This is a genomic window from Anaerococcus kampingae (assembly GCF_046365475.1).
GTDB lineage: Bacteria > Bacillota > Clostridia > Tissierellales > Peptoniphilaceae > Anaerococcus > Anaerococcus kampingae.
In genome coordinates this window covers 1-25,582 of the sequence record NZ_JBGMEF010000013.1, presented here as the reverse complement: position 1 = coordinate 25,582, position 25,582 = coordinate 1, and the positions used below count along the sequence as shown (strand labels likewise).

Below are 25,582 nucleotides of genomic sequence, written 5' to 3'. Positions count from 1 at the left end.
ACTTATCCCCATCATCATAAGAATGTTATTTAATAAACTAGCTTTGCTAGTAGACACAAGCTTAGGCTGAATATTTAAATAAGGCTATTAGGCTTACGATTAAAATTATAATTGAAAGGATTAAAATGACCTTACCCATTGGCCTTCCTATATTTACAGTCATCCCCACACCAATTCTCTTATTTACAAAGAGAGCTGGGTCGTCAGGATTATTATAGATTGTAGAGCCAAGCACCCAATTATCATCATCTTCTTCAAAGCTTGTATAGGATAAATTATTAAGTCTTGATCCGTCAGTTCCCACCTTAAAACCTAAATAAATTACTCCTCCAATTGAAGTTATGAGGGTAAGACATGTTAGGATATTTACAAGACCATCTCCTCCTCCAAAGCTAAAGCTTGTTATGCCAATTTCAAAAAGAATGGTCATGAGAAGGGCATTTATCCCTAGATAATAGGACCAAAGATTTTTAGCCTTTGTATTATCAGCTAGAGACCTTTCCGGGTCTTCCTGGCTAAGCCTTGGCCTTGCCTTGATTAAAAAATAATTTACCATGGCAAAAAGTGCCAAATTTGCTAGGCTTATAAGGCTTGGCATAAAGACATTTGCCAAAGTCTTATCCTGGATGTCAGTGACATTTCCATTAAAATCTGTATGCATAATAAGCTTATCAGGGAGCTTGTCATAATTTAGGTATAAATATAGGCTGCCACCTATGATTAGGGCAAGACTTAGGCCGTAAATAAGGAAGATTGGCTTGTAGGAAATTTTCCTTACTCCTCCGATGCTTACAAGCTTTTTCCTTTCTTGCTTACTATTTTTAGTAATTTTCCTAATTTCCTTGTTGGCCCAAATTAGAGGAATCATGATAAGTCCCAAACTTAGGAAAAAATATAGGCTTATCCAGCCGACATTATTTGTCACAAGTGATATTAAATATTGAATAGATCCTAAGGCTATAGTTAAAATCAGAGTTACTAGTTTGTATTTTTTATTTATTTTTCTCAAACCATCGCTATTTTCATCAAGCCTAATCCCAAAAACGTAGCCTTTTTTGGAAATAGAATTGACAAAAATTTGCAAGATTCCTATAAGTAAGATGGTTGAAGCGTAAAGTATAGAGATGAAATTTCCTTCAGTCATTTTTATCCTCCCAAATATTTTCTATACATGCAATAAAATCTTCCTTGCTAAGGCCCTTAAGCTTGGCAAAAGATGCAAGATAGGCTAATTCATCTTTTATGAGATTGACTTCCTTATCATCTACCGGTTCAAAATCCTTGCCAACCATAGATCCAAACCTCCTGTCCATGACTATGAAACCATCGCTTGCAAGGAGCTTGTAGGCCTTATTTACGGTGTGTAGGTTTATACCAATTTCCTCGGCCAAGTCCCTTACAGAAGGCAGCTTGTCTCCCTTCTTTAGGTCTCCACGAGCAAGACCCACAATAAAGGCCCTTCTGATTTGTTCATAAATCGCTATATTCGATTCAAAATCAATTTCTAAAAACATCTTTCCTCCTCCCTATCTGTTATAGATATTATATAACAGGTATGTATGATGTGCAAGTCAAAATTACAGGGAATTTTCGCCTTTTAATTTAGGCAAAAAAAGACCACCAGTTACCCGGTGGTCTTTGTATTTTATAGGCTTTGTAGGAATTTTCTTACTGCGCCTTCTTCTTTATTCATTTCTTTAAAGTCTGCTATTATCTTATCAGCAAGGCCTATTTCTACTAGGTCTATGCCAAAGATTTCTTCATTGCCTATAATCTTTAGTAGGCTATCATCGATTCCTTCGTTGTCCTTAAATTTCACATCTTTAAGGTCTTCTTGTAGGCTTGCTAGCATTGGATCTGGTGATGGTTCAAAGGCTTTTCCTTCATCATCTATAGCTAGTAGATATCTTAACCAACCTGCTATAACAGCTGGGATGAATTTTAGGTCTTTGATTGCTTCAGGGTTTGTATCCTTATAAGCATTTAGGGTCTTACCATATCTTACAGCTACCTTTTGAGATGTATCTGTCGCTATTCTTTGTGGAGCATCTGGTAGGAATGGGTTAGGGAATCTAACATTTAGTACAGTATCGATAAATTCTTTTGGATTGATGATACCTGGGTCTACTACTACCGGCATGCCTTCTGTATAGCCTACTCCCTTGATGAGTTTAACTAGGTCTTCATCTTTCATCTCTGCACTGATTAGGTCATAGCCAAGTAGGCAACCGTAGACTGCAAGGGCAGTATGAAGTGGGTTTAGGCAGGTTGTTACCTTCATTGTTTCTACTTCATCTACTGTCTTTCTGTCTGTAAAGATGATGCCCTTCTTATCCCATGCTGGATAGGATGTAGCCTTTGATTCTTCTATTACTAAGTATTCTGTTTCTTCTGCATTTACATATGAAGGTGGTTGTGGTCTGCCATCCATAATTGGACTTTCTACTGGGCTGTAGCCTTTTTCCTTTAAGATTTTACCGATTGATTCATCTGCAACTGGTGTAATCTTATCTATCATTGATAATGGGAAAAATACCTTGGTCTCATCTTCTAAATATTCAACGAATTCTTTTTCAACTATGCCATTTTCTACCCAAGCATTGGCAAAATCTAATACTGATGCCTTTAGCTTATCACCATTGTGGCTGCAGTTATCCATTGATGTCATGGTTATTGGATAAGCTCCATTTTTAAATCTGTGGTATAAAAGAGCTGCAACTATGGCCATGGAGTTAGAAACATTAAGGTCCTTATCTTTCATTTCAGCCTTAACTTGATCTGTGAAATCACCATCTAGACCCTTGATATTGTAGCCTTTTTCTGTGATAGTAAAAGATACTACTTTTAGGCTTTCTTTGGCAAAGATTTCTTCAGCCCTTGCCCAATCTTGGCTCTTAGTTGCCTTTACTGTTTCTGCAATTGCTCCTACTACTCTTAGGTCAACAGTGCCATCAGATTTGAGTGTTACAGCTGTAGATAGGTTATCATTTGCACCAAATATATAGTCAAGCTTTTCTGCACCAAAGGTTTCAAAAATAATAACTCCTGTATCAGCAAGACCTTCATCTAAGATTTCATCTTGAATTCTAGCTGGGAATGCTCTGAATATGTTTCCACCACCAAAGTGCACCCATGCAGGGTTTTCTTTAGTATTTGCTCTGACCTTTTCAATGTCATAGCTTGGCAAAACAAAGCCCTTTTCTTCCCATAGGGCCTTGTCATTTTGAATTGATTGTAGGGATAATTTAACTTCTGTCATATAATTTCCTTTCTTTGCCTAAAAATAGATAACTTAAGCGCTTACATTCTACCTATAAAATTTTTCCTGAATTTATCAGGAAAAAGATTTCTCTCTACTTATATTATATGATAAGAATCGGTTTTTAGCAATTATTTTTATTCTTATTTACAAATAATTTTTCTACATGTTAATACTTTGATAAAAATCACTTAGGTATGAAACTGTGCTTGCTATATTATAACCAGAGTCACTAATTTCTTTAGAAAAATCTAGCCTGTCATATGGCATAGTATCAAGGATTTCCCTAATCCACTTAGCCTTTTCTAAAGGAAGAAACTTTAAGTAAGGACTTATGCCCACTTCTTTTGGTATCCTGTCTGATGCTAAGACCTTAAGGCCTGATGCCTGGGCTTCTATAGCCGCTATGCCAAGCCCTTCCCTGAGAGATGGAAATAAGAAAAGGTCCGCTGCTGAAAGGTAGGCCCCTACCCTATTACTAGATGGCAAAAACAAGATAAAGTCAGAGACTCCAAGCTCCCTTGCCTTATCTTTAAGCATATTTTCATCTGGCCCATCGCCTAAAAATATTAAGCGAATTCCGGGATTTTTTTCTACAAGTTCTGGCATGATTTCTATTAAAAAGCTTTGATTTTTAACACTCATAAGGCTTGCCACATTTAAAAGCACAAACTTATCGCAAAGGTCAAATTCCTTTCTTATCTTATCTCTTAACTTGTCAGAAAATCTAAATTTATCCAGATCAATCCCATTATTTATCTTTACATAAGAAGCCCCATAAAGGTCTCTACCTGCCTCATCAGAGCAAGCAAACCTATAGTCAGAATATTTCATGACTTGACCCTTAAAAAGATTTCTTATAAAGTTTTTAAGCTTTGAGGAATTTTGGATGCCATGGTTATGTGATATAGTCACAAGGCCATGGGCCTTGGCCTTTCTTAGGATAAGGGCCTCTGTTCCCCTAAAATGGTTGTGAAGAATTTTTATTTCTTTGTGTTTGTCAAAAAATTTATCCAAGTCATTTAAGTAGACCCAAGGTTTAAGTGGATTTAGCTTATCTATGGTAAATACCCTTCCACCAAAACTTTCTATTTGTTCTTTCATCAGTGGATTATCAATCCTGTGGACCAAAAAATCAAAGGCAAACTTATCAGGATCTAGCTTTTTCATTATAGTCATAAGAAGACTTTCGATTCCACCGACTCCCATTGACCCCATGACATGGACAATTCTAATTTTATTTTTCAAGGATTACTCCCTTCTATTACAATATATGATTTCTGTCCTATTATATCATTTTTCATCCTAAACTCATAAAAATTTTAAAAAAATCATCTTTGGTAACTAATGTTACAGATATTTAGTGAAATTTCTTCTATAATTGAAATATAAGAATTGAAGAAGAAAAATCAGGAGGAAAATATATGTTTTGTTATCAATGTCAAGAAACAGCAGGAAATAAAGGATGCACCAAAGTCGGCGTATGCGGCAAGAGTGAAGATGTTGCAAATCTCCAAGACCTTTTAATATATACAACCAAGGGCCTAGCATCTATAGTAATGAAGGCAGGAAAGGTATGTGATAAGGTCTATGACAGGATTTCTAACAATCTTTTCATAACCATAACCAATGCCAATTTTGATGAAGATTTTATCCTAGATGCGGTTAAAAAAACAATGGCCATGAAGGAAAAAATCACAAACAAACACCAAATCACAGACCTAAACGAAGTTGAAGCCTACATATCATTTGATGATGAAGAATTAAAAAGAAAGGCCATCGAAGTAGGTGTTTTAAATATCATAAATGAAGATGAAAGATCTCTCGTAGAGCTTGTGACCTACGGTCTTAAAGGAATGGCTGCCTACAACCACCACGCCAATGTCCTAGGCTACAGAGATGAAAATGTCGATAAATTTATATCTTTCGCCCTAACAGAAACAATCAAGAAAGATAAGGAAATTAACAACCTAATTGACCTAGTAATAAAAACAGGAGAACACGGGGTTGCTGCAATGGCCCTTCTAGATAAGGCCAATACCGAAAGATTTGGAAATCCAGAAATGACTGAAGTAGATTTTTCAGCAGGATCTAAGCCAGGCATCCTAATTTCAGGCCATGACCTAAATGATATGGAAATGCTCCTTGAACAAAGCAAAGATGCTGGAGTAGAAATCTACACCCATTCAGAAATGCTTCCAGCCAATTATTACCCAGCCTTTAAGAAATACGACCACTTCCACGGCAACTACGGCAATTCTTGGTGGAGCCAAAATGAAGAATTTGAGAAATTTAACGGCCCAATCCTAATGACAACCAACTGCATTGTCCCACCAAAGAAAAACAACACCTACCTTGATAGGTTCTATACAACATCAAATGCAGCATATCCAGGAGCAATCCACATCGAAGCTGATGAAAATGGCTACAAGGACTTTTCAGCTATAATCGAACAAGCTAAGAAATGCCAAGCCCCAACAAATCTTGAAGATACAAAGATTGTCGGTGGTTTTGCCCACAATCAAGTCCTAGCCCTAGCTGATAAGGTTATAAATGAAATAAATGAAGGAAATATCAGAAAATTTGTCGTAATGGCAGGCTGCGATGGTAGAAGCTCTAAAAGATCTTATTACACAGACTTTGCCAAAAGCCTACCAGAAGACACAATAATCCTTACAGCAGGTTGTGCAAAATACCGCTACAACAAGCTAGGCCTAGGAGATATCAACGGCATACCAAGAGTCCTAGATGCTGGTCAATGCAACGATTCATTCTCCCTTGTACAAATTGCCCTAGCCCTAAAGGATGCCTTTGGCCTTGAAAGTGTAAATGATTTACCAATCGAATACAACATAGCTTGGTATGAACAAAAAGCTGTAATAGTTCTCCTTGCCCTTCTAAGCCTAGGAGTTAAAAATATCCACCTAGGACCAACACTACCTGCCTTCTTATCAGAGACAGTAGTCAACTTCCTAGTAGAAAACTTCAACATAGCTCCAAATACCACAGTAGAAGAAGATTTAGAAAAAATGATTGGCTAAAAAATTTAAGCAAAGTCTCATGGCTTTGCTTATTTTTTATACAGTGGGGTATCTTTTAAAAAGAGGTAAGTATGAATTTAAAAGAAATATCTATATTTAAAAATTTAAGTGATGAAGAAATAAAAGAAATGACAGCCAATACTCAAATAATCGAAAAAACCTATACTAAAGATGCCTATGTCTTTAGAATCGGTGATAGGTCAGGCGACTTGTTTTTCCTAAAGGAAGGAGCCCTTAGCGTTTATCAAATAGATTCAAATGGCAAGAGGTATATCTTCCAAAAATTTGATAAGCCAGTCCTTTTTGGAGAAGTCTATGCCTACCTAAATGAGCCCTTTGATTTTGATGCAGTCTGCGATAAGGATTCTAAAATCCTTATCATCAAGGACTTTAAGGGCCTATTTGAAAGGTCAAACAATCAAAAATTCCTAAAATCCTATATCACCTTCCTATCCAAAAAATGCCTGGCCCTTTCTAAGAAAAACCAAATCACTTCCCAAATGAGCCTTCGCCAAAAGATTGCCAAATATTTTCTAGAAATAGAAGAAGATGGCAAGATAAATCTAAATATGAATAGGGAGGCCCTAGCAGATTTCCTAACCACAACCAGGCCATCTCTTTCTAGAGAACTGTCAAAGATGGCCGATGATGATCTACTATCTATAAATGGATCAAAAATTGCCATAAACAAGGAAAAATTAACGGAAATTTTATAAAAGACCTAGGCAAGGGCCCGAAAATATTATATAATAATCCTATATTATTTTATAAAGGATAGCTATGCAATATTTTTTCAGACACACAACAGATGGGACTTTTGCCTTCAACATGACCTATGTTAGGCTTGGTCTAATTCTATTTTTACTAATAGTTTACAAACTCAAAGACAAAAAAAAGCTTTTAGAAAGTTTACTTGTTACTTCCCTTATCCTTCAGGGAGTCTTATTTGCCTGGTATGCCATGGATTTTGACCTTTTAATAAAAGAAGGCCTTCCCCTCTACCACTGCAGGCTAGCAGGGATAATGGTTGCGATTTCTTACTTTCTTAAAAAAGAAAAAATCCAAACCTATTTTGCTGATCTTGCCCTAATAGGAACAAGCATCGCTTTTTCTATACCAGATCCATCCAAATTTGCCTGGCCCCATGTCACAAATCTAACCTATGTGGCCAACCACTACGTCCTAATGGCTTGTGGAATGCTAATTTGCCTAAAAAATAAGCAAAAATTAGGATTTAAAGAGATTTTTCTAACGACAGCTGTTATAAATTCTATAATTTTAATCCTAGACCTAAGCCTAAATGCCAATTACGGCTACCTAGTCAAGGTCCCTATAGAATATTTCAGCGGCCTTAGCCCAATAATAATCTCCCTAGCCATGACAGGCCTAATGAGCGGGGCGATTTATCTAGTAGAAATTATTAAAGAGAAAATCAGAAATAAAAAAGCAAGAAAAAATTAAAACCGACGCAAAACCGACGCAAATTTTTGCGTCGGTTTTTGTTTTTCTAATATGTCATTTTTAATAAAATATCATTCTCTTATTGCCTGAGATTAGAGTTCTTACTTGTCTTTCTGTAAAAATTGCGTAGTCGCCTTCCATGGTGTGTTTTAGGGTTGATAGGCCTACCCCAAATTCTAGGGCATCGTACATATCATTGCCCTTTGAGTAGGAATTGATAAGTCCTGCTGCAAAGGCATCTCCTCCTCCTATCCTATCTACTATATCAAAGGTGTAAGCCCTGGTTTTGATGTATTCGTCCCCACAATAGGCACCTGCTGATAGGGAGTTTTTGGAGGCTGAAAATGAGGTCCTGATTGTGGATATAGCATATTTAAAATTATATTTTCTGTATAGATCTATGAGCATGTTTGATACACTTACATGGTCAAATACTCCCTTAAAGGATGAGTGAAGGCTAGGAAGTACTCCTATTAGGATATCGACATCATCTAGAATTGACTTATAAAATTCTGCTGCCTGATCTAAAGGCCAAAGGTTTGACCTGTAGTTTAGGTCAAAGATTACTTCTACATCATATTCTTTGGCTCTTTTTATAGCATATCTGGTAAGTTCTCTACCCTCTTCTGATAGGGCTGCTGTTATGCCTGATAGGAAGAAAATCTTGGCATCTTCGAATATGTCTTTCCAATCAAATTCAAAGTATTTGGCCTGACTCATGGAGGAATTTTTCCTGTCGTAGATTACCTTGGATGGCCTTAGGCCTATGCCATTTTCTGCATAGTAGATTCCTATTCTTTCTCCTCCCCTGGCTACATGGCTCATATCTATGCCAAAGTCTCTGAGGCTATCTATAGCTGCATCTCCTATGAAATTGTCTGGAAGTCTTGTGATCATCTTTACCTTTTGGCCTAAGTTGGCTAGGGCTATAGCTACATTGGCTTCACTGCCCCCGTAGGTGGTCATAAAATTTTCTGCTTGGATAAATCTTTCATGACCTGGTGGGGAGAGTCGTAGGATTAGTTCTCCCATGCAAACAATTTTATCTTTCATTTTTCCTCCCAACATTATTTGTGGGCAGTTAAGGGCTATGCCCTTAACTATCCCTTTTTTTGTAACTTTTTTACTTAATTAATTATTTTTTTATGTTTTTCTTCGGGACTATGTCACTTAATGAATTTTATTATTTACTTTTATTCTTCGTAATTTTATCAATTAATGAATTGTTTTTTATTTACTATTGAATCTTCGTAAATTGGGGGACCCCAGGGGAACGATTTGCCCAAGCGGCTTAGAGCGCCGGACGTTCCCCCATCGGACGAAAACCCGTTTGCTACGCAAACTCCTCCGTGCTACCGCACTATGTTTTCGGCATAAACGCCCCAAATCAAGGGGCGTTTATGTCCCACAAGCCCCCTAACGTTCCCCCTCCGGCCGGCCCCTCGCGGGGAAAAAGGAAGTTTGCTACGCAAACTTTTGGTACATGACTGCCCTACATTCTGGTTCGAAATCTATTATTTCATGTCATTACACCCCACAAGCGGCTCCTTAGCGGAGGGCGAAAGTGGAAGATTTTTTTCAAAAATCTTCTTTGGTATAGCGGATTACTTCGTATATGAGTAGGCTTGTTCTTAGTGATTTAATATCTTATTTATTATTTTTCTTTAGTCTACTTAAATTCACTCCCTATGTAGGCCTGGGCTTTGCCAGGCTTTTTTTAGTAGCTTAGGCCGTAGCCTAGTTTGTATTCGTTTCCTTCTACGTCTTTGTAGGCGTAAGTTTCTTTCATGTATTTGTGTTTGTCGTAGCCTGGGACGTCGTTTGGAGATGCGCAGATTCCGTTTTCATCTACTGCTAGGACTGCTTCGTTTTTAGGGAAAGTGAATGGTAGTTTGCCTGTTGGGGCAAATTTGCCTACTAATACATCTACTTGGGCTGGGATGAAGGTTTCGAAGTTTGCTAAGAGAACGTCTGCGTATTTTTCTGCATTTTCTAATAGCCATGGCATGGTTGAGTTGACTGATACTAGAAGTTTTGCATTGTTTTTGTCTGCTAGCTTTCTGTATTCTTCTAATTTTCCTATATTTGCTACTGTTGTTTCTGTGTATTCTGAGCCGTCTAGGGCTTTGTTTGTTTTTTCTTCACATAGGTCTAATTCTAGGAGGCCTGGGGTTGCTGAGAAGTAGTTGCCTGATTTAGGTGTGATTTGTACAAAGATTGCTTCAGCTTCTTCTGGGCTATCTACTAGGATGATGTCATCCCTATCTTTTAATTCTTTTAAGGCTTCATTTCTAAAGGTTTCTGCCTTGTCGGATTCCTTGTGAAGGTAGTCGAAGTATAATTTTGTTTTTTCCTTTAGTGGAAGTGTATTTTCTTTATTCTTTAATAATACTACAGATCTTTGGTGGGCTGAGTAGGCCTTGGCTAGGTTTTTCTCATCTCTTACGATTTCTTTTGCCTTTGCTGGGTCTACATAGGTTTTCTCATCGAAGAGTCCTAGGTCAAACATTTCTTTTAGGAGTCTTACGTTTGCTTCTACTAGTCTTTCGTGGGAGATTTTGCCTTCATCGTAGGCCTTGATTATCCAGTGGGACTCGTTGGTGTCTGATATTAAATCTACCCCGTTATTTACTGCATAGGCTGCACGGTCTTGTTTTTCAAGATGCATTACTCCCCATGCCATGTTATCTAGGATACCTGAGTCTGAGTTGATGTAGCCTTTAAAGCCCATGTCTTCTCTTAGAATATTTTGGATGAAGTATTCGTTGAAGGAGAAGCCTACTGGCTCAAACGGAATCCTCTTGCCCTTGTAATTTTGTACTGCTGATTTTTCGTGGGCAGGGATTGAGTAGTAAGGCATGATTGATGATACATTTTTATCTACTACTGCCTTAAATGGTGGCATATGGTATTTTTCTAGAGAGCCTGGTGTCCTATAAACGTTGAACTTACCTTCTGCATAGTGAGGGTCAAAGCCGTTTTCTCTTGCTCCTCCACCTGGGAAGTGCTTCATGGTCATGGCTACTGATTCTTCGTTTACTTCTTCGCCTTGGAAAGCATCTAATAAATCTTCGCCTGCTTTTGTGATTAATTCTACATCTTCACCGAAGGTTCCGTAAAATCTTTGCCATCTTGGGTCTGTGGCTGTATCTAGCATGTACATATAGCCTTTTCTAAGGCCTGAATATTTCCACTCATCTCTTGCTATCTCGCCGAATTCTTTAAAGATTGAATAGTCATAGTCCCCATCTGGGTGGTAATTTCTTGCCTTATCTCCTAGATATACTGCTGCAAGGCCTAGGGTTGATGGATAGGTTGTAAATACTCCTACTGCATCGTTCATGCCGAAGGTTCTTTCGGCATTTTCATTTCTTGAGTTTGATGCTATTATTACAGGTATACCTAGACGGCTTTCTTCTGCCACTTCATTTAAGGCATTTACCCATCTTGCTATGTCTTCTTCAGAGAAGTTTTCTCTTAGGATAAAGTGTCTTAGTCCCATTTCCTTGATGTGCTTTGTTGAACCGTGGTTTATTTGACCGATAAAGATATTTTTATCTTCGTATACTTCTTCATCTAGGATGCCATCGTGGCTTGTTTTTGACTTATCTTCTTGGGCTAGACCCATTCTTTGGCTTTTTATTACCATATTGCCTGCAAGCTCTTCTACAGTCATCCTTTTTGCAAGATCTCTTGCCCTTGTTTCTGAATCTAATCTCCAATCTTCATATGGATCAAGAACGCCATTATCGTTTAGGTCTTTAAATTTTAGTCCTTCTACTTCTAGGATATGTTTGCTTCTAGTTTCTAGTTTTGGTTGTCTTTTCATGTGACTTCCTTTCTCTTTATAATTTTTGAAAAAAGACCCCCAGTTGGGCTGGGCCACTTAGGAGGTCGATTTTTTATTACTTAAGCTCTCTTTTATCTTCTAGATATTTGTTGTTTTCTTCAACTTGTTTTTTGCTTAGTGGATATAGGAATAGTACCACTATTCCGCCTAAAGCTAGTGCTATAGCTGGGATTAGAGTTGCTATGTTGTAGATTCCTAGGGCTACTTCTGGTGTTTGGGTTGCAGCGCCTTTTACAAATCCTACTGCTGATAGGGCAAAACCACCTAGACCACCTGCGAAGGCTTGGCCTAATTTTCTAGCAAATGAGTAGATAGCGTATACTTTTCCGTCATCTCTGACTCCATTTTTGATTTCTAGGTCATCTATTACGTCTGTAATCATTGCCCAGGTTAGGGTGTTGAAGATGCCTAAGAATACGTAAGCAATTCCTGCTCCTGCTAGGAAGACATACATATTTTTAACTTTTAATACATAAAGTATAAAGTAAATTGCTCCTGAACCGAATAAACCGATAATTGTCGCTTCTTTTTTACCAATCTTTTGGCCAAGTTTCATGGCTGTTGGTGCTGTTACTAGCATTGGTAGGGTTGTTACAAGGCCTGCTAATTGCATACCTGTTGAGTTACCAAAGTAGGTTCCATAAACATAAGCGTTCATTGAACCGATTAGAAGCATACCTAGTAGTAGACAGATTGATACTAGGATTATTGATAGGAGGGATCTCTTGTTTAAGACATTTCCTATACCTGATATAATGCTTTCCTTTTCTCCGCCTGATTCTCTAGCTATATCTACTCTTTCTGTTACAAGTTTATAGCAAAGAAGGTAGGATGCTATTGCCATAAGTCCGTATAAGCCTGCTACTACTGGGAATCTTCCTTCTAGCAAGACGTCTGCTTGGCCAGGGACTTTTTGATATAATAAGTATGGTGTTAGGGTACCAATTACTAGCATTGCAATTGTAGCACCTAGGGTTCTAAATGTGGATAATTCTGTTCTTTGGTCAGCTTCTGGTGTGATAGCTGATGCCATGGATCCATAAGGAATGTTTATAAAGGTATAGCATAATGAACCCCAAAGAATGTAGGTTGCATACATTATGATTACTTTCATTCCGTAGTCAAAGTCTTTAAATCCTGTTTGGAAGAGCAAGAAGCCTGCAACTGCTACTGGAACTGCTCCCCATTTCATAAATGGTCTAAATTTACCGTCCTTATTACCGGCAAATCTATCTACGATTGTTCCCATACCTACATCTGTGAAGGCATCTACTAATCTTGATACGAAAAATAGTCCACCTACAACTTTTGGGTCAATTCCCCAAACGTTGGTATAGAATAACATTAAAAAGGATGATACTAGGGTGAAGGTAAAGTTGTTACCTATATCACCAAAGGCGTAACCTATCTTATCTTTAATGCCAAACGGTTTTATATTCTTATTCATAATATTCCCTCTATTTTATAAGTTCGCTTTAATAATTTCTGCTTGATCTTGGCATAGTAAGCAAAGCTCTTGGGCCTTGAATATATGCTCTTGGGTCATAGCATTTTCTGTGCCATTTAGAGAATCTAGAATCATTTCCCCGAAGAATGGGAAGCCTACTTTGCCATTGGCTCTTATATGCTCTTCCCCATTTTCATCTACTACAAATACATGATCGCCTGTGGCTTCTTCGCCTACATTTGTATATTTTCTAACTTCTATATAGCCTTTTGTGCCTGTAATGAAGGTCCTGCCATCTCCCCAAGTTGAAAGTCCCTTTGGGCTAAACCAGTGGACCTTGTAGAAGAAGGTTGCTCCATTTTCACCTACTAGGGTCGCATCGCCGTAGTCTTCTAGCTCTGGTGTGTCTGGGTTATTGTAATTTGCTACCTTAGCTGAGATGACCTTTGCATCATCATTGCCAGTGTAATATAAAAATTGTTCGATTTGGTGGCTTCCTATGTCTGCTAGGATTCCGCCGTACTCTTCTTTTTTGAAAAACCAATCTGGACGGCTTTCCTTATTTAGGCTGTGTGGGCCAAAGCCTGTTACTTGGAGGACTTTTCCAATTCTTCCTTCTTTGATTAATTCTCCTGCAAGGATTGCTCCTTCTACGTGGAGTCTTTCTGAGAAGTAGACAAAGTATCTCTTGCCTGTTTCTTCATAGATTTTTTTAGTTTCTGCTAGCTGGTCTAGGCTTGTAAAACCGGTCTTGTCTGTGAAATAATCCTTGCCTGCCCTCATTACTTTATTACCTAGGGCGCTCCTTAGATTTGGGATGGCCGCTGCTGCTACCATCTTGATTTCTGGGTCTTCTAGGATTACATCTAATGAATCTACCGCCTGAGCTTCTGGGAATTTTTCTCTAAATTCTTCGATTTTTTTAGGGTCTTTGTCATAGACATAAACTATATTTGCTCCAGCTTCTTTTAGGCCATTGCACATGCCGTAGATGTGGCCATGGTCTAAGGCAGCTACCGCTACCTTAAACTGGCCATCTTCTACTACCTTGTTGGCCTTGCCAACTGGAGCGTAGTTCATGCCGTCTTTTTTATTTACTGCCATTAGAATAGGTCTCCATAGCCATTTGCTACTAACCAATCATAAGAGATTTTTAGTTCATTAAATGGATCTCTACCGTAGGATGAGTCTTGTTCTACAAGTAAGTATCTACAACCTGATGCTATGGCTTGGTCTGCACATTCTTTTAGTGGAAGTGATCCTTGGCCTAGTGGGGCAAATCTTACCCTGTTGTCAAAGGCAAGTCTGAAGGCTTCCATGTCTGTCCTTAATAAGTCTACATCTTCCATGGTTAGTGGCATTACTTCGTAGTCTTTTAGGTGGACTAATTCTACCTTGCCTGCGTATTTCTTTAGGATATTTACAGGATTTTCTCCACCTCTTTGTACCCAGTGAACATCTAGCTCAAAGCCTAGCTCTGGGGCATTTTCTGCTATGATATCTAAGAGATATTTGCCGTCATATCTTACAAATTCTACGTGGTGGTTGTGGTAGTAAAGCTTGATTCCTTCTTCTTTTAATTTTAGGGCAAAGTCGTTAGCTTTTTTTGCAAATTCGATTGCCTTTTCTAGGCTTGCCATCTTATCAAATGGAAGCATTCCTATTCTTAGTAGGTCTGTGCCTACAGCCTTACAATCTGCTACGATTTTGTCAAAGTCAGTGTCAAGGGATTCTTGGCCAGGAAACATTGACTCTACTGCTGCTGACATTGAAGCTACTTCCATGTCAAAGTCCTTGCAGGCTCTTATGATTTGGTCAATGTTTTCCTTGCTTGTCTCAACTTGGGATACTTCTACTGATTTGTATCCGATTTCGTTGAGTTTTTTGAAAGTTTCGTAAGGTCCAATTTCTTTGAATGCATCAACTACTGTTGATGCTTGTACTCCAATTTTAGTCATTTACTATGTCCTCTTTCTTTATTTCCTTGCCAGTTTCTGATGAATCCATCATTGCTTGGATGATTTGCATGGTTTCCATGGCATCAGCTAGGTCACAATAATCATCTGTGTCATTTATGATTGCCTCATAAAATTTGTTGATTAGCTTTTCGTGACCTGCCCCGTAATAGTCCTTGGTTTGGTCTGATTTGTCATCTTCTGCTAGCAGATTTAGGTGTCTGTCAAATAGTCTGTTTTCTTTTATAGTGTATTTTTGCTTTTGTGTTATTACTTGAAGCTCTATGGAATCTGTGATTGAGTAGGCGTTTGTTGCTATGAATAAGCCGTTTACCCCGTCTTCGTATTTGATAAAGGCGCTTGCTGTATCTTCTACTTCGATTTCCTTATTCATTAACTTCGATAGGGTGGCTGTTAGGCTTTTCCAATCCTTGCCTGTCACATAGGCCATGAGGTCTAGGGTGTGGATTGCTTGGTTGATTATTACTCCAGCTCCAGCTTCCTTTTTTGTACCTCTCCATGGGGCCTGCTTATAATAGGCCATGTCCCTAAACCAAGTGACAAGTCCTTTTACTCCAAAGACTTCTTCTTTGTTCTTTTCAAGTTCTTCTTTTAGTTTTACCACTGTCTTGTTGTAGCGGTTTTGGAAGCAGATACCAAGTTTTTGCTTATCCTTGTATTTCATATAGTGATCATAGAGGTCTTTTGTCTCTTTATAGCCAACATCTACTGGTTTTTCACAAAATACATGAAGTCCCTTATCTAGGGCATATTTTGCTACCTTGGCGTGGAGATAGTGAGGAAGGCAGATGTGAACTACATCTAACTCTTCCTTATCTATCATTTCCTTATAATCGCTATAGATTGGTGTGATGTCACAATGAGTGGCATCACACTTTTTCTGAGCAAGGTCTGTATCTATATCGCAAACCGCTGCAAGTCTTGCGTGTGGCGATTGATTTATTGAGTGTAGGTGGATGGGAGATACTGTCCCTAGTCCAATTACTCCAACTTTTAGCATAGTCTTACTTTCTTTCTTCGAATTTTCCTTCTTCTCTGATTTTTTCGTTTAACATATCTAGGTATTTGTCATCATCAAAGTCTTTTACGCTTACAGGCTCGCCTAACCAGCTTGATAGGTGAACAGCGTTTGCTAGTCTTACGCCGTTGATTCCTTCTGCTCCATTTGCTAGAAGCTCTTCACCGTCTAGGATATGAGCTGCAAAGTTTCTCATTACTTCACAGTGTTGGCCGCCCCAAACTGAGTTTTCTTCGATTACTTCTACATCAAATAATTCATCAAATTTCATTTGACCTGCAAAGAGCATTCTTACATCTTCTACAGTCATTCTTGCGTTTAGGTCGTTTTCTGTTTCTTTTAGTCTATAGATTGTTGCCTTTTTAGAGTCATCTACTACGATTTTTCCGCCGTCACATACGATTTCTAGTCTGTCTGTACCGATGATTTCGTTGGTGTTTGTTACAAATACGCCTGTTCTTCCATCATCATATTCCATTATGAAGTGTACTTGGTCATCTACTACTATGTCTCTTTGGTAACCGTAGTGGACGCTTGCATATACCCTATCTGGTGCACCTGTCATCCATTGGATTAGGTCTAGTTGGTGTGGTGCTTGGTTTACAAGGACTCCACCACCTTCGCCGCCCCAGGTTGCTCTCCATTCAGATTGCTTGTAATAAGCATCTGGTCTCCACCAAGTTGTGATAATCCAGTTGGTTCTTCTGATTGGGCCTAGTTCTCCAGAATCTAGAATTTCTTTTAATTTTCTGTAAAGTGGGTTTGTTCTTTGGTTGAAAAATAAAGCATAAGCCTTATCAGATTTTTTAGCTACTTCGTTTAGCTCTTTTACTTGTTTGGTATAAACACCTGCTGGTTTTTCGTTTAGGACGTTTACTCCATGCTCGAGGCCATAGATTGCCATTTCTGGGTGAAGATAGTGAGGTACGCAGGTTACGATTCCTTCTACAAGTCCTGAATCTATCATTTCTCTATAGTCTTCAAATATTGCTGCTTCTGGGAAAAGTTCCTTAGCTTTTTCAAGTTTTTCTTTGTCTATATCACATACTGCTGTTACTTCTACATTTGGAACCATATCTTTTGAGATGAAGTTACCATACATTGAACCTTCTGTACCAAAACCAATTATTCCGAATTTTAATTTTCTATCTGCCATTTTTTTCTCCTTTTACTCTTTTATTAATGATAAGTAATATATACCAATCGTTTTTAGTTCGCGAAAGCGTTTGCCAATATTTTGTAAAGCTAGGGAGGGGATGGCACTCCCTAAGTTTGTTGATTATCTGATAAAATCCAAAAGTAAGCGTTCCGTTCGGAGGAAATTTCAAGAAATTCAAAAGGAAATAATTCGCCCGTAAATCGCACTGTTTGAGCGTTAGCGAGTTTGCGATTTACAGAATTATGAGTTTTAGAATTTCTAAATTTCCGCAGTCGGATAAGCGTTTTTGGATTTTATCTTTGCTCCGATAGGAATACTCCCGATCTTCTATCTTATCTTTGAACTCTTCCTGATGTGTCACCGCCTACAAGTACTTCTACTTCTTCTCTAGACATGTGGTTGTAGTCGCCTTTGATTGTGTGTTTTAGAGCTGATGCTGCTACACCAAAGTCAAGGGCATCTGCTGGAGATTTGCCATCTAGTAGGCCTGTGATTAGTCCTGCCGCAAAGCTGTCGCCGCCGCCTACTCTGTCTACGATTCTTACATCGTATTGTGGAGCTTTGTGGAAGTCTTTTCCATCATAGATTAGGGCTGACCAGCCATTATCAGATGCTGAGTATGATTCTCTTAAGCTGGATGCGATCATTTCAAAGCCGAATTCTTCTTTCATTTGTTTGAAGATTTCATGATATGCTTCTACATCTAGCTTACCGCTTGTTACATCTAGGCCTTTTGGTGTAAAGCCTAGTGATAATGATGCGTCTTCTTCGTTTCCTATACATACGTCTACATATTGCATTAAATCTCTCATTACCTTTTGAGCTTCTTCTGGTGTCCATAGCTTAGCCCTGTAGTTAAGGTCGATTGATACCTTTGCTCCTGCAGCCTTAGCAGCCTTCATTGCTTCTCTTGTGATTTCTGCGCCTTCTTTTGATATTGCTGGTGTGATTCCTGATGTGTGGAACCATTTAGCATCTTTAAAGATTTCTTTAAAGTCAAATTCGCTTGCCTTTGCTTCAGCTATTGCAGAGTTGCTTCTGTCATAGATTACCTTTGATGGTCTTGATGAAGCGCCTGTTTCTGAGTAGTAGATACCAACTCTATCTCCGCCTCTTACGATGTAGTTTGTGTTTACGCCGTATCTTCTTAGGGAGTTTACTGCTGCTTGTCCGATTTCGTGTGTTGGTAGTTTTGTTACAAAGTATGCATCAAAACCATAGTTTGCTAGTGAAACTGCTACGTTTGCTTCTCCACCACCATAGATTGCATCAAAGCTATTTGCTTGTACAAATCTCTCATATCCTGGTGTTGAAAGTCTTAGCATTATCTCGCCAAGTGTTACTACTTTTTTACTCATTATTTTCTTACCTCCGCAATTTTTTCTAAATATTCTTTTGATTTTTGTGCTATTTCTTCTCTGCTGCCTTTTACTAGGTTTGATCCTGCTCCTACTGCTACTACTCCTGCTTCAAACCATTCTTTGATGTTTTCAAGGCTTACGCCGCCTGTTGGCATGATTTGGAAGTGTGGGTATGGGCCGTGGATTGCTTTTACATATGATGGTCCTGGTAGTGAACCTGGGAATAGTTTGATGATGTCTACTCCGTATTTGTATGCTTCGAGCATTTCTGCTGGTGTTACGCAGCCTGGCATGTAAGGGATGTTGTAGATATTGCACATTTTTGCAACTTCTTTGTCAAATGATGGAGATACTATAAATTTAGCTCCGTTCATTATTGCTAGTCTTGCTGTTGTTGGGTCTAGAACTGTACCTGCTCCTAGAAGTGTGTCTGCTGGAAGTTCCTTTTGGATTCTTTGGAATACTTCTATAGCATTTGGAATTGTAAAGGTTACTTCTAGTGTATTGATTCCACCATCTAGAAGGCCCTTGCAATATTCGATTGCTTGGTCTGCTGATTCTGCTCTTACTACTGGAACTATTCCTAGTTCTAGAACTCTTGAAATTGTTTGAATTTTACTCATATATGCTCCTTTATTTTTATTTTCTAAAGGCTTTTGTCTTTTTTTCTGGCAAAGGCCCTTGCCTTTTATAAGTCTATTTTTATAAATTTGATTGCGTTGTTATAGCAAATATCTTCTATCATCTTGCCTAAGAATTCTTCATCAGCTGGATATTCGCCAGCTTCTACTAGGCCACCTACGAAGTCACATAGGATGCGTCTGAAGTATTCGTGTCTTGGATATGATAGGAAGGACCTTGAGTCTGTAAGCATACCTACAAAGTTTGCAAGAACTCCTACTGATGAGAAGACTTTCATTTGCTCGATCATGCCTTCTTTGTGGTCTAAATGCCACCAAGCTGTACCAAGTTGAACATCTTGCATGCCATTGTCATTGGCCCTATTGAAGGAGCCACCAACTGTTGCTATTGGATAGTTGTCTTTTGGATTTAGTGGGAATACCAAGAGTCTTGGTAGGCCATCATTTTCTTCAAAGGCTGAAAGAAGATTTGCATAATTTTCTGCATAAGCTAGGTCGTTTTGTGCATCTCCGCCCACATCTGCTCCAAGTTTGTCAAAGAGAACCTTAGAGTTATTTCTTATAACCCCTACGTGGATTTCCATTGCCCAGTCAAGTTTTTTGTATTCTTTTGCTAGGAAAATAGCCATTTCTGTCTTGTATTTTTCTTCGCATTCAGGGCAAACATTCTTTCCAGAAAGTTTCTTTTCTACTATCTCATTAAGCTCTTCTTCGCTTGCTCTCTTGTAAGGAATAAAGGCGAAGGCTTGGTCTGAAGCCATGCAGCCTAGTTCTTTAAAATATTCCATCCTATTTACAAGGGCTTTTTTGATGTCTGTGTAGTTTTTAATTTCAATACCTGATGCATCAGAAAGTTTCTTGATATAATCTGCAAAGCCTTCTTTTTCGATATAAAGGGCATTGTCTGGTCTGTAAGCTGGGATTACTTTTGTTTTAAAGCTTTCATCTTCTGCTAAAAGCTTGTGATATTTGAGCTCTTCTGCTGGGTCATTTGTTGTACAAACTGCAGCTACATTGCTCATCTCTATTAGGCCTCTTGGTCTATATTCATCTTTGGCAAGAAGCTCATTACACTTATCAAATACTTCTCTTGCATTATCCTTATTTAGTGGATAGTCTATGCCAAAGTAGTTTTTAAGCTCTAGGTGGGTCCAGTGGTAGATTGGATTGCCTATTAGCTTTGGCATAATCTCTGCATATTTTTCAAATTTTGCAAAATCATCTGCATCGCCTGTGATGTATTTTTCATCAATACCATTAGCTCTCATTACTCTCCACTTGTAATGGTCTCCACCAAGCCAAGCGTAAGTTATTGATGGAAGGTTTTTATTTTCGTAAATCTCCTCTGCCTCTAGGTGGCAGTGGAAGTCGAATATTGGCATATCTTTGGCATATTTATGGTAAAGATTTTGGCCAAATTCGTTTTGAATCATAAAATTATCATCTAAAAATTTATTCATAAGACCTCACTTTCTTATATTTTTACATTCAAAGTCCTAGGCCAAGGGCCTAGTTACTTTGCTTTATCTATCTTTTTTATCGAGTGCTTCCCATAGACCGTTTAGGTAAGCAACACCAAGGGCTCTGTCATATAAGCCGTAGCCTGCTCTACCCTCTTCACCCCAGATCATTCTGCCGTGGTCTGGTCTTAGGTAGCCATCAAAGCCATTGTCGTGAAGGGCTTTCATTATTTCATACATATCTAGAGAACCGCACTTAGAAAGGTGAGCTGATTCGTAGAATTGTTTTTCGCCAGTAAATTTGATGTTTCTAGCGTGTATTGCTCCAACTTTTCCTCTCTTGGTAAAGTCAGCAATTATTTCAGCAACATTATTTTCTACTCTAGATCCTAGGGAACCTGTACAGATACAAAGTGTATTTGATGGGCTGTCTACTAGGTTTACGATTTTTTCTAAGTCTTCTGGAGTAGATGTAATTCTTGGAATATCAAAGATTGGCCAAGCTGGATCATCTGGGTGAACAGCCATCTTGATGCCTACTTCTTCACATGTTGGAATAATTCCTTCAAGGAAGTATTTGTAGTTTTCTCTTAATTTATCTTCATCGATATCCTTATATTTATCTAAAACTTCTTCTAATTGGGCAAGTCTTTCTGGTTCCCAACCTGGAAGCTCGAAGTTTCCTGCTCCATCAAGGATTTCATTTACCATATCACGTGGGCTTAGGCCTTCTACCTTGGCTTGATCAAAAGCAAGGGTATTTGATCCATCTGGAAGAACCTTGTAAAGCTCTGTCTTAACCCAGTCAAACACTGGCATGAAGTTGTAAATTACTGTCTTAACTCCACAAGCAGCGACATTTCTTAGGGACTGTTTGTAATTTTCGATATACTTATCACGACTTGGAAGACCCATCTTGATATCTTCGTGAACGTTGATAGACTCGATAATCTCACATTCAAGCCCTACTGCATGGCATTTGTCAACATATTCCTGGAAGACATCCTTCTCCCAAACCTCTCCTGCTTCCCATTCATTCATCATCACCATAACCCCAGTAACTCCTGGAATTTGAGCGATATACTCTAATGATATAGGATCATCGTTACCATAGTGTCTAAATGTCATTTTCATAGGTGTTCTCCTCCTTTAACCTAAGCACAATTTATAATAAAAGTCCTTCGACTTCATATAACAAAATTAAATAGTCGTCTCTTTTTCAACAAGTTTAGCCTTTAAAACAATATTAGTGTTGGCTGAATCATCATTTTCTAAAAGCTTCATCAAATTATCTACTGCAATATTAACCTGGTCGCTAATCCTTTGATCAACAGAAGTAATAGCTTGGTTAGTGTAATTAGTCGCCTGGATATTATCAAAACCGATAAGGGCCAAGTCTTCAGGAACCTTAAAGCCTTCCTTAGCCAGATACTTATAAGCCACAACCGCAAGGCTATCAAGTTCAAATTGGATAGCATCAAAAGTAGGGTTTTCCTTAAGGAAAATAATTAGCTTATCAAAATCTTTATCAAAATCTTTAATCTTAAACTCATGGAAATCAATGGATCCATAATACTTATCAAGGGCTTCCATAAAACCAGCCTTCTTAGCTAGATACGACCTAGAAGTAAAGCCGGTATCAAGGGATATATAAAGAATCTTCTTGCAAGATGACTTATGTAGAAGCCCCACAGTCTTATCCATAGCATCAGCTTCGTCAATATAGACATTAACAATAGAATCAACCCTATCCCTGCTAACAACATTCAATAAAGCTGTCGGAATATCGTTGGATAATTCAGAAAGTTCCTTATAAAACTTATCTTCTTCGTAGGTAGAACCGACACCGATAATAGCCTCAACCTGATTTTCAATCAAAACATCAAGGTAGGCAAGCTTTCTACTAAGCTCATCAGTCGTCACACACAAAATCGTAGTGTAACCCTTATCAGTCAAAATCTTTTCAAGCTCATAGGCTGATTGAGATTCAAAATAGCCCCTAATATCAGGAACCATAATCCCAATCAGCTGGGTAGATTTCTTGGCAAGGGACCTTGCAACCCTATTAGGTTTGTAGCCAGATTCCTTGATAATCTCCTCGATAATCCTCCTAGCCTTGTCGCTCACATTCTTTGAATTATTAATAACCCTAGAAACCGTAGCAGTAGAGTAACCTGATTTTTTCGCAATATCGTAAATATCCATTCTTCCCTCTTTCAAAAATCCTTACATCTTGAAAATAAAATGTAACCGCTTACAGGTCTCCTCAATTAAAAGTATATACGATGAAAACGCTCTTGTCAATAGATATTTAAAAAAATCTTTAAAAATTTAAAAAATAAGCCAAGCTTACAATCGTATTCATTATCTTTATACCCAAAAATCAAAATTTTTAGAGATTTTTACGAATTTTTTCTTATTTGACAATAAGTTTTTGAAAAATAAAAGACATCCAATTTAATTATGGATGCCTTATTTTATCAAGCTTATTTTTTTGAAAATAACCTTCATTGTATATTTACTTTTCAATTTTTACCTGTAAGCTTCATACCAAAATTCAGCTAGGCCTCTTCTTACTACATAGCCTTCTCTAATTTCTTGGTTTTCGTATGATCCTTCTATTTTCCCAGTTAAAAGGTCTTCGCATAGGGATAGGTAGTCCTTTATTATGCTCTTATCTTTGAAAGGTCCATCATGACCCATGCAAATTTTATCAATATCATCGTAATAATTCATTAAATTTGTTAAAGAATCTTTCATCAATGCAATTTCTTGCCTGGTTGATCCTTTTTTTCTTGATGGACAAGGTATGATTATGCCTTCATTTAGAGCATCGCCTGCATATAGGTACCTAGTCTTGCTGCTTAGGTAGGCTACAGACCCATGGGTGTGGCCAGGTACTTCTATAGTTTTTAGGATAGTTGTTCCTAAATCAAATTCATCACCTTCTTTGACATTTTTATAAGAAAAAGATTTTGGCATATTTTCGTTTACATAGGATTTTAGCTCATTTATATCTCCCTGGGGAAATCTGACTGGTCCCCTGGTTTCAATAAACCACTTTACAAGATCAGGTTTGCCAAAATGTTCTTTTAAAAGCTCATCGTCTTTTTCATTCATATAAACTTCATCAAAATAATAGGCATTGCCGGCATGGTCTAAGTGGCCATGGGTTAATAAAACAAAAACTTCCTTATCTGTTATATCTCTTATCTCAGGCATAGGATTTCCTATACCTGAGCCTGTATCTATCAGAACTGCCTTGTCTTCGCCAACTATCAGATAGTAGTTATCTAAATTATAGTCTCTGATACAATATTCATTATCAAATAATTTTATTACTTCTTTTTTAAGTTGTTCCAATTTATACCTCTTTTAACTCTACTTCTAATTCTTCTTCTTTTTCTTTTGCCTTATGACCTACTTCTGCACTTATCTTTTCCATATCCTTATCGCTTAAATTATATACGAATATGAATACTAAAAATATAAGCAGACAACCGATAGATGGTAGGATTGCGGCTAGGTTTTTGATATTATCTGCTACCCCCGGTCCCTGTGCAGCTTGTAATAATGGCTCAAAGCCTACTGCTGATAAAAGGATTGTAATAAATGTTGTAGATAGACTTGCTATCAAAAACACAACAAAGGTTACTACAGAATATACCATACCGTCATTTCTTTCACCTGTTAGCCAAACGTGGTAGTCGACTCCATCTGCTATTAGAGACCATATTAATAGTGAAAAGAATCCTGTAAAGAATGAGGCAACACCTTGAATTATAACCCAAGCCATTGGACTTACTTCTAAAAAGGCAAGGGATCCATATATTAATGCTGCAATTAAGACTGGCCATGTAATCATATTTTTCTTACCAAATTTATTTAGTAGTGGTTTTAAAAGTGGCATGCACAAAATCATTGGTATCATTTGTGCAATTCCAGCATAGGCTAAAGTTTTGGTTTCTCCAAAATGTATTTGAAAGACATATTGATTGGTTATACCTGTTGTTTGTATGAAGAATTTTACAATGATATATGCTAAAATTATTGATATCATCGGTCTATTCTTTAAGAAAGCTAAGAATAAATTCTTATAATTTACATCTTGTTTTTCTTCTTGTGAGGTTGTTACAACTATTCTTTCTCTTGCCCACCTTGTTGTAAAGATTAAGCAAATTATTGAGAATATTCCACCTACTACAGATAGGATTAAAAATCCTTTTGATGTAGCTTCGTTTAAATTGTTGAAAATTAATAATGGTGCTATTGTTTGGACAAGAACGTTTGCACCTAGTGAACCAATTGATCTAAAGTTAGATAATTCTGCCCTGTGGCTTTGATTTTGTGAAATTGCATTAAGCATTGTCCCATAAGGAATGTTCCAAAATGATGATATTACACCCCAAAGGAAGTAAATTATTAGACACCACGCTACCTTTAGTCCATAAGCAAATCCTGATACATCTATAAATAGCATAACAGTCATTATTGCCATTGGTATGGATACTTTTCTAATTATATTATTGTATTTACCATACTTATTTCCCGCAGCCTTATCTGTAAATCTTCCTATAAAAGGATCATTTAAAGAATCTAGCGCCTTACAAATTGCCACTATTATTGCAAAGTGACCAGCAGTTATCCCTATGACTGATGTCATAAATAATAACAAATATGTATTAACTATAACTTGTAAGGTATTTCCTCCCAAATCTCCAAACATATAGCCTAGCTTATCTTTTATAGAAAAGCTTGGAGCAGATTCGACGTATTCGATATACTGCTTATCTCTTAATAATTTTTCCTGCATAATAACTCCTTTTTGTATTTTACGTAAACGTTTACGTTAATTAATTTATACCATAAATAAAAAAATAAGGGGCTGTTGCAAAAGTCCTAACATAGA

General features: G+C 37.7%; 21 protein-coding genes. 3 read left to right on the top strand and 18 right to left on the bottom strand.

What is annotated here, in order from left to right:
* Window positions 1-61 precede the first annotated feature (61 nt).
* The 4 genes from ACCQ42_RS02395 to ACCQ42_RS02380 form a co-directional block, all read right to left on the bottom strand.
* The gene (locus ACCQ42_RS02395) at window positions 62-1,144 is read right to left on the bottom strand and encodes a DUF5808 domain-containing protein (RefSeq protein WP_410035251.1); all 1,083 of its coding nucleotides are present in this window, start codon (window positions 1,142-1,144) and stop codon (window positions 62-64) included.
* A complete protein-coding gene (locus ACCQ42_RS02390; protein ID WP_410035250.1) occupies window positions 1,137-1,514 on the bottom strand; it encodes a GntR family transcriptional regulator in 378 nt (125 codons plus the stop codon). Before ACCQ42_RS02390 ends, ACCQ42_RS02395 begins: the two co-directional genes overlap by 8 nt.
* Before the next feature lie 131 nt (window positions 1,515-1,645).
* Window positions 1,646-3,259, bottom strand: coding sequence for a mannitol dehydrogenase family protein (locus ACCQ42_RS02385; protein WP_410035249.1), 1,614 nt, complete (start codon window positions 3,257-3,259; stop codon window positions 1,646-1,648).
* A 162-nt stretch (window positions 3,260-3,421) separates the two neighbouring features.
* Window positions 3,422-4,507 (bottom strand): glycosyltransferase, encoded by a 1,086-nt coding sequence (locus ACCQ42_RS02380; RefSeq protein WP_410035248.1) that lies wholly within the window; start codon window positions 4,505-4,507, stop codon window positions 3,422-3,424.
* A gap of 176 nt (window positions 4,508-4,683) precedes the next feature.
* Between ACCQ42_RS02380 and hcp the strand changes: the two genes are divergently transcribed.
* The 3 genes from hcp (at window position 4,684) to ACCQ42_RS02365 (ending at window position 7,761) form a co-directional block, all read left to right on the top strand.
* The gene (gene hcp, locus ACCQ42_RS02375) at window positions 4,684-6,300 is read left to right on the top strand and encodes a hydroxylamine reductase (RefSeq protein WP_410035247.1); all 1,617 of its coding nucleotides are present in this window, start codon (window positions 4,684-4,686) and stop codon (window positions 6,298-6,300) included.
* Window positions 6,301-6,371: 71 nt separating this feature from the next.
* Entirely contained in the window at window positions 6,372-7,016 is a 645-nt protein-coding gene (locus ACCQ42_RS02370) for a Crp/Fnr family transcriptional regulator (RefSeq protein ID WP_410035246.1), read from the top strand.
* Window positions 7,017-7,080: 64 nt separating this feature from the next.
* Window positions 7,081-7,761 carry a TMEM164 family acyltransferase gene (locus ACCQ42_RS02365; RefSeq protein WP_410035245.1) on the top strand — a complete coding sequence of 227 codons (681 nt, stop codon included), beginning with the start codon at window positions 7,081-7,083 and terminating at the stop codon, window positions 7,759-7,761.
* Window positions 7,762-7,821: 60 nt separating this feature from the next.
* On the opposite strand, the gene ACCQ42_RS02360 is transcribed toward ACCQ42_RS02365, so the two are convergent.
* From ACCQ42_RS02360 to ACCQ42_RS02295, 14 genes are all read right to left on the bottom strand, one after another.
* Window positions 7,822-8,814: a PfkB family carbohydrate kinase gene (locus tag ACCQ42_RS02360; protein WP_410035244.1), complete on the bottom strand. Its 993-nt coding sequence runs from the start codon at window positions 8,812-8,814 to the stop codon at window positions 7,822-7,824.
* Window positions 8,815-9,478: 664 nt separating this feature from the next.
* Window positions 9,479-11,590, bottom strand: a complete 2,112-nt coding sequence (locus tag ACCQ42_RS02355; RefSeq protein ID WP_410035243.1) for a glycoside hydrolase family 3 protein — start codon at window positions 11,588-11,590, stop codon at window positions 9,479-9,481.
* 76 nt (window positions 11,591-11,666) lie between these two features.
* Complete coding sequence (locus ACCQ42_RS02350; protein WP_106461478.1) at window positions 11,667-13,058, bottom strand: MFS transporter; 1,392 nt, start codon at window positions 13,056-13,058, stop codon at window positions 11,667-11,669.
* Between the two features lie 15 nt (window positions 13,059-13,073).
* Window positions 13,074-14,162 (bottom strand): Gfo/Idh/MocA family protein, encoded by a 1,089-nt coding sequence (locus ACCQ42_RS02345; protein ID WP_410035242.1) that lies wholly within the window; start codon window positions 14,160-14,162, stop codon window positions 13,074-13,076.
* On the bottom strand, window positions 14,162-15,016 hold the full coding sequence (locus ACCQ42_RS02340) for a sugar phosphate isomerase/epimerase family protein (RefSeq protein WP_106461476.1): 855 nt from the start codon (window positions 15,014-15,016) through the stop codon (window positions 14,162-14,164). Before ACCQ42_RS02340 ends, ACCQ42_RS02345 begins: the two co-directional genes overlap by 1 nt.
* Window positions 15,009-16,034 (bottom strand): Gfo/Idh/MocA family protein, encoded by a 1,026-nt coding sequence (locus ACCQ42_RS02335; protein WP_410035241.1) that lies wholly within the window; start codon window positions 16,032-16,034, stop codon window positions 15,009-15,011. Before ACCQ42_RS02335 ends, ACCQ42_RS02340 begins: the two co-directional genes overlap by 8 nt.
* A gap of 4 nt (window positions 16,035-16,038) precedes the next feature.
* Entirely contained in the window at window positions 16,039-17,208 is a 1,170-nt protein-coding gene (locus ACCQ42_RS02330; RefSeq protein ID WP_106461474.1) for a Gfo/Idh/MocA family protein, read from the bottom strand.
* Window positions 17,209-17,543: 335 nt separating this feature from the next.
* A complete protein-coding gene (locus ACCQ42_RS02325) occupies window positions 17,544-18,569 on the bottom strand; it encodes a sugar kinase (RefSeq protein ID WP_311530961.1) in 1,026 nt (341 codons plus the stop codon).
* Window positions 18,569-19,195 carry a bifunctional 2-keto-4-hydroxyglutarate aldolase/2-keto-3-deoxy-6-phosphogluconate aldolase gene (locus ACCQ42_RS02320; RefSeq protein ID WP_410035240.1) on the bottom strand — a complete coding sequence of 209 codons (627 nt, stop codon included), beginning with the start codon at window positions 19,193-19,195 and terminating at the stop codon, window positions 18,569-18,571. Before ACCQ42_RS02320 ends, ACCQ42_RS02325 begins: the two co-directional genes overlap by 1 nt.
* Before the next feature lie 65 nt (window positions 19,196-19,260).
* A complete protein-coding gene (uxaC, locus tag ACCQ42_RS02315; RefSeq protein ID WP_410035239.1) occupies window positions 19,261-20,673 on the bottom strand; it encodes a glucuronate isomerase in 1,413 nt (470 codons plus the stop codon).
* A gap of 63 nt (window positions 20,674-20,736) precedes the next feature.
* Window positions 20,737-21,807 carry a mannonate dehydratase gene (gene uxuA, locus ACCQ42_RS02310; protein ID WP_106461470.1) on the bottom strand — a complete coding sequence of 357 codons (1,071 nt, stop codon included), beginning with the start codon at window positions 21,805-21,807 and terminating at the stop codon, window positions 20,737-20,739.
* A gap of 66 nt (window positions 21,808-21,873) precedes the next feature.
* Window positions 21,874-22,878 (bottom strand): LacI family DNA-binding transcriptional regulator, encoded by a 1,005-nt coding sequence (locus ACCQ42_RS02305; RefSeq protein ID WP_410035238.1) that lies wholly within the window; start codon window positions 22,876-22,878, stop codon window positions 21,874-21,876.
* A gap of 327 nt (window positions 22,879-23,205) precedes the next feature.
* Entirely contained in the window at window positions 23,206-24,036 is an 831-nt protein-coding gene (locus ACCQ42_RS02300; RefSeq protein ID WP_410035237.1) for an MBL fold metallo-hydrolase, read from the bottom strand.
* A gap of 1 nt (window position 24,037) precedes the next feature.
* Complete coding sequence (locus ACCQ42_RS02295) at window positions 24,038-25,486, bottom strand: MFS transporter (protein ID WP_265238195.1); 1,449 nt, start codon at window positions 25,484-25,486, stop codon at window positions 24,038-24,040.
* Window positions 25,487-25,582 lie beyond the last annotated feature (96 nt).

Coding starts and splice junctions, on each gene's coding strand:
- ACCQ42_RS02395 (WP_410035251.1), bottom strand. CDS start 1,144: ATGACTGAAGGAAATTTCATCTCTATACTTTACGCTTCAACCATCTTA.
- ACCQ42_RS02390 (WP_410035250.1), bottom strand. CDS start 1,514: ATGTTTTTAGAAATTGATTTTGAATCGAATATAGCGATTTATGAACAA.
- ACCQ42_RS02385 (WP_410035249.1), bottom strand. CDS start 3,259: ATGACAGAAGTTAAATTATCCCTACAATCAATTCAAAATGACAAGGCC.
- hcp (WP_410035247.1), top strand. CDS start 4,684: ATGTTTTGTTATCAATGTCAAGAAACAGCAGGAAATAAAGGATGCACC.
- ACCQ42_RS02370 (WP_410035246.1), top strand. CDS start 6,372: ATGAATTTAAAAGAAATATCTATATTTAAAAATTTAAGTGATGAAGAA.
- ACCQ42_RS02365 (WP_410035245.1), top strand. CDS start 7,081: ATGCAATATTTTTTCAGACACACAACAGATGGGACTTTTGCCTTCAAC.
- ACCQ42_RS02360 (WP_410035244.1), bottom strand. CDS start 8,814: ATGAAAGATAAAATTGTTTGCATGGGAGAACTAATCCTACGACTCTCC.
- ACCQ42_RS02355 (WP_410035243.1), bottom strand. CDS start 11,590: ATGAAAAGACAACCAAAACTAGAAACTAGAAGCAAACATATCCTAGAA.
- ACCQ42_RS02350 (WP_106461478.1), bottom strand. CDS start 13,058: ATGAATAAGAATATAAAACCGTTTGGCATTAAAGATAAGATAGGTTAC.
- ACCQ42_RS02345 (WP_410035242.1), bottom strand. CDS start 14,162: ATGGCAGTAAATAAAAAAGACGGCATGAACTACGCTCCAGTTGGCAAG.
- ACCQ42_RS02340 (WP_106461476.1), bottom strand. CDS start 15,016: ATGACTAAAATTGGAGTACAAGCATCAACAGTAGTTGATGCATTCAAA.
- ACCQ42_RS02335 (WP_410035241.1), bottom strand. CDS start 16,034: ATGCTAAAAGTTGGAGTAATTGGACTAGGGACAGTATCTCCCATCCAC.
- ACCQ42_RS02330 (WP_106461474.1), bottom strand. CDS start 17,208: ATGGCAGATAGAAAATTAAAATTCGGAATAATTGGTTTTGGTACAGAA.
- ACCQ42_RS02325 (WP_311530961.1), bottom strand. CDS start 18,569: ATGAGTAAAAAAGTAGTAACACTTGGCGAGATAATGCTAAGACTTTCA.
- ACCQ42_RS02320 (WP_410035240.1), bottom strand. CDS start 19,195: ATGAGTAAAATTCAAACAATTTCAAGAGTTCTAGAACTAGGAATAGTT.
- uxaC (WP_410035239.1), bottom strand. CDS start 20,673: ATGAATAAATTTTTAGATGATAATTTTATGATTCAAAACGAATTTGGC.
- uxuA (WP_106461470.1), bottom strand. CDS start 21,807: ATGAAAATGACATTTAGACACTATGGTAACGATGATCCTATATCATTA.
- ACCQ42_RS02305 (WP_410035238.1), bottom strand. CDS start 22,878: ATGGATATTTACGATATTGCGAAAAAATCAGGTTACTCTACTGCTACG.
- ACCQ42_RS02295 (WP_265238195.1), bottom strand. CDS start 25,486: ATGCAGGAAAAATTATTAAGAGATAAGCAGTATATCGAATACGTCGAA.